General features: G+C 74.3%; 10 protein-coding genes. 4 read left to right on the plus strand and 6 right to left on the minus strand.

The features are described 5' to 3' along the window. Positions 1–139: 139 nt before the first annotated feature. The gene (locus HUT16_RS19515) at positions 140–1738 is read left to right on the plus strand and encodes an LCP family protein (RefSeq protein ID WP_176189412.1); all 1599 of its coding nucleotides are present in this window, start codon (positions 140–142) and stop codon (positions 1736–1738) included. 255 nt (positions 1739–1993) lie between these two features. Here the strand turns inward: HUT16_RS19515 and HUT16_RS19520 are convergent, their stop codons facing one another. After that, entirely contained in the window at positions 1994–3004 is a 1011-nt protein-coding gene (locus HUT16_RS19520; protein ID WP_176189413.1) for a GlxA family transcriptional regulator, read from the minus strand. A gap of 52 nt (positions 3005–3056) precedes the next feature. On the opposite strand from HUT16_RS19520, the gene HUT16_RS19525 reads away from it, so the two are divergent. Then, a complete protein-coding gene (locus HUT16_RS19525; RefSeq protein ID WP_176189414.1) occupies positions 3057–3452 on the plus strand; it encodes a cupin domain-containing protein in 396 nt (131 codons plus the stop codon). Positions 3453–3527: 75 nt separating this feature from the next. Here HUT16_RS19525 and HUT16_RS19530 read toward each other — a convergent pair whose 3' ends face one another. Continuing rightward, complete coding sequence (locus tag HUT16_RS19530) at positions 3528–4499, minus strand: zinc-binding dehydrogenase (RefSeq protein WP_176189415.1); 972 nt, start codon at positions 4497–4499, stop codon at positions 3528–3530. A gap of 92 nt (positions 4500–4591) precedes the next feature. On the opposite strand from HUT16_RS19530, the gene HUT16_RS19535 reads away from it, so the two are divergent. Continuing rightward, entirely contained in the window at positions 4592–5026 is a 435-nt protein-coding gene (locus HUT16_RS19535; RefSeq protein WP_176189416.1) for a MarR family winged helix-turn-helix transcriptional regulator, read from the plus strand. Positions 5027–5112: 86 nt separating this feature from the next. Here HUT16_RS19535 and HUT16_RS19540 read toward each other — a convergent pair whose 3' ends face one another. The 4 genes from HUT16_RS19540 to HUT16_RS19555 form a co-directional block, all read right to left on the minus strand. After that, positions 5113–6108, minus strand: a complete 996-nt coding sequence (locus HUT16_RS19540) for a LuxR C-terminal-related transcriptional regulator (protein WP_176189417.1) — start codon at positions 6106–6108, stop codon at positions 5113–5115. 273 nt (positions 6109–6381) lie between these two features. Further along, positions 6382–8229 carry a BTAD domain-containing putative transcriptional regulator gene (locus HUT16_RS19545; protein ID WP_176189418.1) on the minus strand — a complete coding sequence of 616 codons (1848 nt, stop codon included), beginning with the start codon at positions 8227–8229 and terminating at the stop codon, positions 6382–6384. Next, entirely contained in the window at positions 8226–8528 is a 303-nt protein-coding gene (locus HUT16_RS19550) for a hypothetical protein (RefSeq protein ID WP_176189419.1), read from the minus strand. Before HUT16_RS19550 ends, HUT16_RS19545 begins: the two co-directional genes overlap by 4 nt. Before the next feature lie 414 nt (positions 8529–8942). Then, positions 8943–10178 carry an ROK family transcriptional regulator gene (locus HUT16_RS19555; protein WP_176189420.1) on the minus strand — a complete coding sequence of 412 codons (1236 nt, stop codon included), beginning with the start codon at positions 10176–10178 and terminating at the stop codon, positions 8943–8945. Positions 10179–10321: 143 nt separating this feature from the next. On the opposite strand from HUT16_RS19555, the gene HUT16_RS19560 reads away from it, so the two are divergent. Further along, the gene (locus HUT16_RS19560) at positions 10322–11632 is read left to right on the plus strand and encodes a sugar ABC transporter substrate-binding protein (RefSeq protein WP_176189421.1); all 1311 of its coding nucleotides are present in this window, start codon (positions 10322–10324) and stop codon (positions 11630–11632) included. Positions 11633–11634 lie beyond the last annotated feature (2 nt).

Raw genomic sequence — 11634 nt, forward strand, 5'->3', positions numbered from 1 at the left:
GACGGCGGACCCGGCGGCGGACTCGGTGCCTGGCTCGGTGCCTGGCTCGGCCGAGGGGGCGGCGGACGCGGCGGCCGGTGGTCGGGCCGCGCGGCGGGCGGCGGCCCGGCAGCAGGGGCGGCGGGGCCGACGGCGGCGGATGCGACGCTGGCAGAAGGTGCTGGTGTTCGGGCTGGCGGGGGTGGTGGTACTGGCCGCCGCGGGTGGCGGCTACCTGTACTACCGGCTGAACGCCAACATCAAGCACTCCCAGCTGTACGCGGGCGAGGACGGCGACGCGGGCAAGGAGAAGCCGGACGCCTTCGGCCGCACCCCGATCAACGTGCTGGTGATCGGCTCCGACTCGCGCGACAGCAAGGAGGACTGCGACATCGGCGGCGGCGCCTGCGACGGCGGCATCAACGCCGACGTCAACCTGCTGCTGCACGTCTCTGCGGATCGCAGCAACGCGACGGTGCTGAGCATCCCGCGCGACCTGATGACCGAACTGCCGGGCTGCAAGGACGAGTCGGGCAAGTCGGTGTTCAAAGCGCAGCGCCACGGCATCATCAACGCGACCCTGCAGGGCGGCCCCGGCTGCACCGTGGCGGCGGTGCGCAAGCTCACCGACCTCCCGATCGACCACTTCGTGCAGGTCGACTTCAGCGGCGTGATCAAGATGTCGGACGCGGTGGGCGGCGTGCCGGTGTGCGTCAGCGACAACGTGTACGACCCGCAGTCGCACCTCAAGCTGTCGAAGGGCGAGCACACCCTGCAGGGCATGGCGGCGCTGCAGTTCGTCCGGACCAGGCACGGTTTCGGGGACGGCACCGACATCGGCCGCTCCTCGGCCCAGCACCTGTTCCTCGGTTCGATGATCCGCCAGCTGAAGAGCGCCGGGACGCTGACCAACCCGGCCGAGCTGCTGTCGCTCGCCGACGCCGCCACCAAGGCGCTCACCGTCGACCCCGGGCTGGACGGCATCACCAAGCTGGTCGGCCTCGGCGAGGACATCAGCAAGGTGCCCTCCGACCGGATCACCTTCGCCACCATGCAGGTGCTGCCCGACCCGGCGGACACCGACCGGCGGGTGATCGGTCCGAACGCGGCCGACCTGTTCCGGTTGATCAAGGACGACCGGCCGCTCAGCGGCGACCCGCAGCCCGCGGACGCCGCCTCCGGCGCCCCGTCCACCGCCCCGGCCGACGGCTCGTCCGGTGTCCCGGCGAATCCGTCCGCCCCGGCGGCGCCCCCGGCGGAGAACGGTCCGGACCGGAGCGGGATCACCGTCGTGGTGCGCAACGGCTCCGGCGTCGACGGCCGGGCCCGGGTGCTCGCCGAGGCCCTGCAGAAGGACGGCTTCGGCAAGGGCACCGCCGCGGGCCCGGCCGTCACCGCCGAGCACAGCGCGGTGACCTACCCGGCGGGCAAGGAGGCGGCGGCCAAGCAGGTCGCGTCGGCGCTCGGCCTGCCCGCGGACGCGGTCCGGGCCGGGGAGGGCTCGTCGGTCGAGCTGCTGATCGGCACCGACTGGACCACCGGCACCGGCTACCCGGCCTCGTCCGGCGGCAGCGCCTCCTCGGCGCCCCCCGCCGACCCGGCGGCCGCGCTGAAGGGCGCCGACTCCAGGACCGCCGACGACACCAGCGGCTGCGCCCCGGTCGGCCACCTGAAGACCGTTTACCTCCCCGGTCTGGGCGACATGACCCCCGTCCAGGCGTACGACCACAGCAAGGGCGTCCCGGACTCGGCGCCCTGAGGCCCCGGCCGCAGGAGGCCGCCCCGGGCCGCTGCCGGGAACTGCCGCAGCAGCACCGTCGGGGCGGCCGGGGCCGCGGCGGGCGGTCGGTGCACCAGGACGTAGCCCCGGACCAGGTGGGTGCTGCCGGACACGCGCGGCAGGAACGCCTTCAGCGGCATCGCCGACGTGAACAGCGCGAACAGCGCGAGCACCGCCAGTGGGGGCAGCACCCGGCCGGACGTCCAGCAGCGAGCGGCCCACGACCGGGCTGCGTCACCCTCCCCGGTGTGCACCCGGCTCCGGGGGTCCGAAGCGGTGCCGGTACGCGGACGGGGTGATGCCGGTCTCGCGGCGCATCAGGGTGCGCAGGTTGGCCGCGGTGCCGAGGCCGCTGCGCCGGGCGACCGTCTCGAAACCCGGTTCGCCGCGTTCGATCAACCGGCGGGCCAGGGTGAGTCGTTCGCCGGTGAGCCAGGCCAGCGGGGTGGTGCCCAGCTGGGCCCGGAAGCGGCGGTGCAGGGTCGCCGTGCTGACCGCCGCGCGAGCGGCGAGGTCCTGGACGGTGAGCGGGGAGTCGAGCCGTTCCAGGGCCCAGGCCAGGACGGGGGCGAAGGACTCGGCGGGGGCGTCGGGCATCGGGCGTTCGACGAACTGCCGTTGCCCGCCGTCCCGGTGGGCCGCGAAGACCAGTCGCCGGCTGACGGCGTTGGCGATCTCGGCGCCGTGGTCGCGGCGGACCACGTGCAGCCCGAGGTCGAGCGCGGCGGCGCTCCCCGCGGCGGTGAGGATGTCGCCGTCGTCCACGAAGAGCACGTCCGGTTCGAGGCGGACGGCGGGGAAGCGGGCCCGGAAGGAGTCCGCCCACTGCCAGTGGGCGGTGGCCCGGCGCCCGTCGAGGACGCCGGCCTCGGCGAGGGTGAAGGCGCCGCTGCAGAAGCCGATCAGGCGGGCGCCGCGGGCGTGTGCGCGGCGGACGGCGTCCAGCACCGCCGGTCGGCGGGGGACTTCGACGTCGGGGCGGTTGGGGACGATCAGGGTGTCGGCCGTCTCGGCGGCCTCCAGCCCGGCGACCCCGCTGAGGGTGAAGAAGCCGTCCCGCATCGCGGTGGCGGGCGCGGGGGAGCAGAGCCGGAAGTCGTAGAGCTCACGACCGATCTCCGGTCTGCGCAGGCCGAACACCTCGGTGGCGCAGCCGAGTTCGAAGGGGTTCGAGTTCTCGTCCACGATCACGACCACCCGGTGGAGGCCCGCCGTGCGGGCCCGCTGCGAGGATTCTTTCGACATGTGCGATTCCTGGCGCTCACGCCGCCCGCGGGGGGCGGTCGAGGATGGGGACATGAGCAAGCAGCCGATCTCCCTCGCGCACGCCCTGGCCTCCTTCGACGCGCTGTGGAGCCCGCGCGTCGTCACCCGGGTCAACGACTACGACGTCCGCATCGCCAAGGTCGGGGGCGAGCACGTCTGGCACGTCCACGAGGACACCGACGAGTTCTTCCTGGTGCTCGACGGGGAGTTGCGGATCTCCCTGCGCGAGACCGGCGGTGAGCGCGCGGTCAGGCTGCCGCAGGGGTCGGTCTTCACCGTTCCGGCGGGCACCTGGCACCGGCCGTCCTCGGCGTCCGGCGCCGCGATCCTGATGTTCGAGCCGACCGGCACGTCGAGCGTGGGCGACCGCCACGACGAAGTCCCCGCGCAGGTGGACGCGACCACCGGGCACGCCCTCGACGGCTGAGCGGGCTGAGCCCGTCGAAGTTTTCTGACTGTCAGTCATGTCTGTTGCTGATAAGGATAGTCGGGTTTCCGCGCTTCAGGCGTGTGCGGTCGGTCCGGCCGTGGGCAGTACGGCGACCTTGCCGAGGTTCTCGCGGCGCTCCATCAGGGCGACGGCCTCCGGGAGGGCGGTGAGCGGGAAGGCGGTGACGGCGGGCCGGAGGGCGCCGGTGGCCAGGTGGCGCCAGAGCTCGGTGCGGCAGGACTCGACGAAGTCGGGACGGTGGCGCGAGAGTTGGGACATCGCGAGGCCGGTGGCGGTGTGCATGCCGCGGAGCAGGGTGCCCGCGTCGAGGGTGCCGCCGGCGCCGCTGTTGACGACCAGACGGCCGAACGGGGCGAGGGCGGCGTGCGCGGCGGCCAGGGGTTCGCCGCCCGCGTTGTCGATCAGCAGGTCGACGGGTTCGAGGCCGTCCAGGACGTCGGTGTCCGCGAGGTCGGCGTAGCCGACCACCTCGGTGGCGCCCAGGCCGTACAGGAAGTCGGCCTTGGCGGGGGAGCTGACGGCGGCCACCACGCGCTCCGCGCCCAGGGCGCGGGCGAGTTGGACGGCGAGGTGGCCGACGCCGCCGGCCGCCGAGGTGATCAGCACGGACTCGCCGGGGGCGAGCGCGCCGGTGCGCAGCGCGGCGAGCGCGACCAGACCGCTGCGGATCACCGCGAGCGCGTCGGCGGCGGGGGTGTCCTCGGCCACGGCAGTGACGAACTCCGGCCGCACCAAGGCGAGTTCGGCGTACACGCCGGAGAAGGCGATGCCGCCGACCCGGTCGCCGGGGCGGTGGGTGGTGACGCCCGCGCCGACGGCGAGCACCCGGCCGACCAGGTCGCCGCCGGGGGAGTGCGGCAGCGGGGCCCGGCCGTGGCCGCGCAGGGTGCGCAGCAGCGGCAGGGTCAGCCCGGCGGCCTCGACCCGGACCAGCAGTTCGCCGGGGCCGGGAGTCGGCTCGGGGGCGTCCTGGAGGCGGAGGCCGGCCGGTCCTTCGTAGCTGTGCAAGGTGAACTCGTGCATGGGGGAAGGCCCTTCAGGAGGTCATTGGGTGTCCCAACGATAACCCGAGATTCATTGGGGTGTCCAACGTTTTCGGGAGTAGGCTTCCGGCCATGGACGATCTCGCGCTCACCCGACTCCAGACCCTGCCCAGTTGGCTGCTCGGCCGGGCCGGTGCGCTCGCCCACCGCCTGGTCGCCGAACGCCTCGCCGAAGCCGGCCTGCGGATGGGCCACCACGCGGTGCTCTGCGCGCTCGCCGAGCACGGCCCGCTGGCCCAGGCCGAACTGTCCCGCACCGTCAGGATCGACCCCAAGGACATGGTCGCCGCGCTCAACGAACTGCAGTCCCGCGCCCTGGTCACCCGCGAACGCGACCCGCGCGACGCCCGCAAGAACCTGATCACCCTCTCCGCCGCCGGCCGCGCCCTCCTCCACGAGGCCGAACACCTCGGCCGGCAGGCCAACGCCGACCTCACCGCCCCGCTCACCCCCGCCGAGTGCGAGCAGCTCACCGCCCTGCTCGGCAAGCTCCTCGACGCCCGCTGAACCGTCCGGCGACAGCGGGCCGACGGGCGCGGCGGGCGGGTCCGGTGGGTGCCCGGTGCCCGGTGCCCGGTGCCTGGCGCCCGCGGTCAGCGGGTGGCGGGGAGCCAGCCGTCCTGGACGGCGTGCACCCCGGCCTCGAAGCGGCTGCGGGCGTCCAGGCGCTCCATCAGGGTGGCGGCGAGGCGGCGGGCGGTGCGCGGGGAGACGCCCAGCCGCTTGGCGATCGTCTCGTCGGTGTGGCCCAGGGCGAGCAGCTTCAGCACCGTCAGCTCCTGCGGTGACATCCCGTCCGCACCGGGCGCGGGGCCCTCGCCGATCGGGACCGCACCCTCCCAGACGCCCTCGAACAGCGCGTACAGCGCGGCCACCGTGCCCGCGCCGCGCAGCACCACGGCACCGGCCCGGGCGTCCTCGGTGTCGATCGGGAGGACGGCCAGCTCCCGGTCGAAGAGGATCATGCGGACGGGGAGCGCGGGCACCGTCCGCACCTGGCCGCCGCTGCGGTGCAGCCAGGTCACGTGCTCCAGGGTGGGTCGGTGGTTGCGGACGCTGTCCAGGTAGACCGTGCGCATCCGCACCCCGCGCTCCAGCAGCGCCGCGTTCGGCCGCCGACTGGCCCGCAGGTCCTCCTCGGTGTGCGCGCCGCCGGGGGCGAAGGTCGCCACCTCCAGCCGGGCCGCGTCGGCGAGTTCGGCCAGCCGCTCGCGGATCTCCGCCGGGCCGCTCAGCTGCTCCGCGCCCGGGCCGGCGGCGGTCGGCCGGAGCGCCGAGCACTCCGCGATCAGCTGCGCGGCGGCCGCTCGGGAGGCTTCCACCCGCAGTTGCTGGGCGGCGAGTTCGGCCTGCTGCCGGGCCAGCAGCAGCTCCATCGCCGCCTCCGGGCCGACCGCCCGGAACCCGATGCCCTCCCGGTCCGACGGCTGCACCAGCGCCAGTGCACTCAACCGGTCGAGCCCGCCGCGCACCCGCTCCTCCGCCAGCCCCAGCCCCGCCGCCAGCGCGGCCACCCCCGCCTGCGGCTCGGCCAGCATCCGGCGGTAGACGGCCTCGGCCTCGGCGTCCAGCCCCAGCGTCTCCAGCATGAGTCGCCCCCACTCCGATCGGCGCCCGCGGCGCCTGCCCCGGCCCAGAGCTTACTGACCGGCGGCTCCCGGGAACCGGCGGCGACCGTCGGGCCGGGACGGCGGACGCATCCGGCGGGAAGGGCAACTGGCGGGCGGCCGTGGGGCGGTCGCGCAGCAGGCGGTGGACGGCCCCGGCGCGTGAGTCGCCCCCGCTCCGATCGGCGTTTGCCCCTACTGGCCGGCGGCAGAGGTAACTGACGGAAGGTCACGGGGTGGCGTTCGGCGGCCGGTTCAGACGGTGGCGGAGCAGTCGCGCAGCAGGGGGTGGATGGAGAACAGGGCGGAGGGCCCCTGGCGGACCAGGTTGTGTTCGAACAGGACGTCGAGGAGGTTCTCGGCCTCGGCCGGGCTCAGGCCGGTCAGTGCGGCCGCCCGGTGCGCGTCGAAGTCGCCGGTCGCCCGGCGGCCGAGCAGCCGGGCGAAGCGCCGCTGGGCCCCGTCCAGGTGGCGGTACGAGGCGCGCAGCAGGGCCAGCACGTCCCGGTCGGGGGTGCGCAGGCAGGCGGCCCGGCGGGTGGGGTCGGCGAGGCGGGCGGCCAGCTCGGCGACCGTCCAGGCCGGGCGGTCGCGGAGCTTGGTGGCGGCGGTCCGGAGCGCCAGCGGCAGGTGCCCGCACCGGGCGGCGGCCTCGGCGGCCCGGTCCGGTTCGCGGGTGACGCGGGAACGGCCGGCGACCCGGGCCAGCAGTTCGACCGCGTCGGACGGGGGCAGGACGTCCAGCGGCAGGGCCACCGCACCGTCCAGGGCGCCCAGTTTGCGCCGCCCGGTGACCAGCACCAGGGTCTCGCCGGCGCCCGGCAGCAGCGGGCGGACCTGGGCGCTGTCGGCCGCGCCGTCCAGCACCAGCAGGCAGCGGCGGCCGGCCAGCCGGGCCCGCCACAGCGCGCTGCGCTCCTCCTGGGCGGGCGGGACCTGCTCGGGGCGCAGCCCGTCCGCACGCAGCAGCGCGGCCAGCGCCCGGGCGGGAGGCACCGGTGGCCGGGTCTCGTCGAACCCGTCCAGCGCGGCGAAGAACTGGCCGTCCGGGAAGTCCCCGGTCAGCTCGTGGGCGAGCCGCACCGCGAGGGCGGTCTTGCCGACGCCGCCCATGCCGTCGATCACCAGCACCAGCGGCGCGCCCGGGGTCCGCCGGGCGACCGCCGCCCGCAGCAGGGCCTGTTCGGCGGCCCGGCCGGTGAAGTCCGCCAGGTCGTGCGGCAGGCAGTTGGGCCGCCCGGGCGGCTCCACCGCTGCGAACGCGGACGCGGACGCGGGGGTGGTGGGGACGGTGGGGGCGGTCGCGGGAGTCCCGAGGCCGCGTGCGGCGGGCGCAGCGGCGGGGCGGCCGGTCAGGATCTCGGCGTGCAGGGCGCGTAGTGCGGGGCTCGGCTCCAGGCCGAGTTCCTCGGCCAGCAGACGCCGCCCCTCGTCGTAGACGGCCAGCGCGTCGGCTTGCCGACCGCTGCGGTGCAGGGCGGTCATCAGGCTGCGGCGCGGCGACTCGCGCAGTGGGTGCCGGGCCAGCAGTACGGTCAACTCGCCTACCAGGGAGGAGGATTCGCCGGTCTGCAGGAGTAAGGCCATCAGGTCCTCGGTGGCGCCGGTGCGCTGCTCGCCGAGTCGGGTGGCGGCGGCGGCCAGGGCCGTTCCGGGCAGACCGGCGAAGGCCTCGCCGCGCCACAGACCGACCGCCCGCCGGAGCAGCCGGACGGCCTCGGGGAGCCGCCCGTCCCGTTCGGCGGCCCGGGCCTCGCGGGTCAGCCGGGTGAAGCGGTCGGCGTCCACAGCGTCCGCGGGGGCGGTCAGCCGGTAGCCGGTGTCCGAGGTGGCCAGCAGGCGCCCGTCGTCGGCCAGGGCCCGACGCAAGTCCCTTACGGCGTTGTGGAGTTGCTGGCGGGCGGAGGCGGGCGGGCGGTCCCAGAGGTTGTCGATCAGGCGGTCGCTCGGCACCACCCGGCCGATGTCCAGCAGCAGCAGCGCCAGCAGCCGCTGCTGGCGCCGGCCGGGGACGTCCACCGGGACGCCGTCGCGGCGGACCTCCAGGGCACCCAGCACCAGGAACTCGACCTCGGGGGGACGCTCCTCCCGGACGGGCCTCACCGGGCGTCCCACCAGGGGCCGGGCACCAGGACGACTTCCACCGACAGCACGGTGAAACCGGCCAACGCCGGTTCCCGCGCGACCGTCCGCCGCAGCAGCGCCGCGGCCCGCCGCTCGGCCTCGGCCAGACCGGGCGCCAGGCTGAACACGCCCACCGTGACCTCGCCGGCCGACTGCGGGTGGACGCTGACGTGCTCCACCGCGTCGGCGGGCAGGGCGCGGGCCCGGACGGCGTCGGCCAGAGCGGGGGGAACGACGCGGCCGACCGGGGCCAGGAGGCGTGCGTGGACCAGGTGCATGCGGCCATCCTGGGCGCCGCGACGGCCGGTGCGAACGGCTTCCGGATGGTCGTTTCCTGCCACGGCATGAACCGTCCCGACCGACTCGTGTCACGTCACGGACCACCCGTGTCACGTCACCGACCATCCATGTCACGTCATCGATTACCCGTGTCGCGTCACGGGCCACCCCGGCCAACCCGTGTCACGTCACCAACCACCCATGTCACGTCACGGATTACCCGTGTCACGTCACGGATCATCCGTGTCACGACACGAATCTTCCGTGTCACGTCACGGACCGCCCCGCCCCGCCCCGCTCGCCCCGCCCACAAAGTGAACCGCCCCGCCCGCGCCGTCTTGAGCGGGACGGGGCGCGAGCGGGACGGAGTCGGTGCGACCGGCCGGGCGGCCACGCGGCCGGGGGCCACCCGGTCAGACGACGACGGCGGTCGCCAGGTGGTCGGGCATCTCGCCGCCGCTGTCCAGGAAGTGCGTCAGCGGCAGTGTCGCCGCGCCGAGCGTCACCGCGTCCGGGCCGAGGTCGGAGAGCGTGATGGTGGTGCGCGAGCGGGGGTAGGCGAGGGCGTAGCGGGTGGCGGCCTCGCCGATCGCGGGGAGCAGCCGGGGGCCGAGCAGCAGTCCGGCCCAGCCGCCGATGACGATCCGCTCGGGGTTGAACAGGTTGACCAGGTCGGCGATGGAGGCGCCGAGCAGCTCGGCGGCCTCGTCGAGCAGGGCGACGGCGCTGGGCTGCCCCTCCTCGGCGGCCCGCAGCAGCGCCGCCAGACCGGCCTTCTCGCTGGTGCCGGGCACGGTGCCGTCCCAGCGCTCGACCAGCGCCTCGGCGCCGACGTACGCCTCCAGGCAGCCGCGCGAGCCGCACCGGCAGGGGCGGCCGCCGACGTGCACCTTGGTGTGGCCCCACTCGCCGGCCGAGCTGGTCGCGCCGCGGAAGCGGGCGCCGTCGGCGATCACGCAGGCGCCGACGCCGGAGCCGAACAGGGCGACCACCGCGTGCCGGCTGCCGCGGCCGGCGCCGAACCACATCTCGGCCTGGCCGAGGGTCTTGGCGCCGTTGTCGACGTACAGCGGCAGCGGGGTGTGCTCGCGCAGCATCCGGCCGAACGGGACGGCGTCCCAGCCGAAGGTCTGGCCGTGCACGACGACGTCGGCGCCGGGGTCGGCGCCGGTGCCCTGCTCGACGATGCCGGGGACTCCTATGCCGATGCCGAGCACGTTCTCGGCGGGGACGCCGGCGGCGGCGAGCACCTGGTCGAGGCCGCTGGCGATCATCCGGACCACCCGCTCGGGGTCGTGCGCGGCGAGCAGCGGCTGGTCGGCCGAGGCGAGCTCGGTCAGCGCGAGGTCGAACAGGGTGACCCGGACCTGGGTCTCGCCGATGTCGATGCCGACCAGGTGGGCCTGGTCGGGCGCGACCCGGAGCAGGATGCGGGGACGGCCGCCGTCGGACTCGACCGAACCGCACTCCTCGATCAGCCCGTCGGTGAGCAACTCTCCCGTCACATTGCTGACCGATCCGGCGCTCAGCCCGGTCGCGGTGCCCAGTTCCTGGCGGCTCAGCGGACCGTGGAAGTACAGGTGTCGCAGTAGCGTGGAACGGCTGCTCCGGCGCAGGTCGCGAACGGTCTGCTTGCCTCGGGGTGTCATCGGTGTCCCTTCTTCGTTGCAGAATCTACGCCGTCGCGCCTCTTGACGTCTACTTTTCTCAGACGTTAAATCTCGGCGTGAAGTAAGCAGTTCTGACTGCCTCTTCACCCCCACGAGACGACAGCCCGAGAGGGGCTCCTCCCATGCGCACCCACCGGATCTCCGCCGCCCTCGCCCTGACCGCCGCGATCGTCCTGACCGCCTCCGCCTGTGGCGGCGGCGACAGCGGCGGCGGCAGCAACTCCAGCCCGAAGACCCTGACGTACTGGGCCTCCAACCAGGGCAGCAGCCTGGAGAACGACAAGCAGGTGCTGGAGCCCGAGCTGAAGAAGTTCGAGCAGCAGACCGGCATCAAGGTCAACCTCGAGGTCATCCCCTGGTCCGACCTGCTGAACAGAATCCTCGCCGCCACCGCGTCCGGCCAGGGCCCGGACGTGCTGAACATCGGCAACACCTGGTCCGCCTCCCTCCAGGCCACCGGCGCGCTGCTCCCGTTCGACCAGGCCACCTTCGACAAGATCGGCGGCAAGGACCGCTTCCTGGAGTCGACCATCGCGTCGGCCGGTGCCAAGGGCAAGGACCCGGCGGCCGTGCCGCTGTACTCGATGGCCTACGGCCTGTACTACAACAAGAAGCTGTTCCAGGAGGCGGGCATCGCCAACCCGCCCGCCACCTGGGAGGAGCTCGTCCAGGACGGCAAGAAGCTGACCCACGACGACAAGTACGGCCTGGTGATCGAGGGCGGCAACGTCTCGGAGAACGTGCACAACGTCTTCGCCCTGGGCATGCAGCACGGCACCGGCTTCTTCGACGCCTCGGGCAAGCCGACCTTCGACAGCCCGGAGTCCGTCGCCGCGGTCAAGCAGTACGTCGACTTCATCGCCAACGACAAGATCGCCGCCCCCGGCAACGCCGAGTACGCGGCCAACCAGTCGCTGACCGACTTCGCCACCGGCAAGGCCGCGATGCTGATGTGGCAGTCCGCGGGCGCCAACCTCAAGTCGCACGGTATGAACCCGGACGAGTACGGCGTCGTCCCCGTCCCGGCCCCGGCCGGCGCCACCGGCGACAAGGCCACCACCTCGATGGTGGCCGGCATCAACCTGGCGGTCTTCAAGAACACCAAGAACCTCGACGGCGCCCTGAACTTCGTGAAGTTCATGACCAGCGACGAGGAGCAGAAGACCCTCAACGGCACCTACGGCTCGCTGCCGTCGGTGAAGGCCGCGCAGTCCGACGCCGCGTTCTCCACCCCGGAGCTGCAGACCCTCGCGGGCGTCCTGCAGAAGAGCGCCGCGCCGCTCCCGCAGGTTCCCACCGAGAGCCAGTTCGAGACGCTGATCGGCACCGCGGTCAAGAACCTGCTGGCGTCCGCCGCCGCGGGCAAGCCGATCACCGAGGCCGCGGTCAAGGACGAGCTGTCCAAGGCCCAGCAGCAGATGCCGGCGAGCTGACC

It is taken from the genome of Kitasatospora sp. NA04385, assembly GCF_013364235.1.
Taxonomy (GTDB): domain Bacteria; phylum Actinomycetota; class Actinomycetes; order Streptomycetales; family Streptomycetaceae; genus Kitasatospora.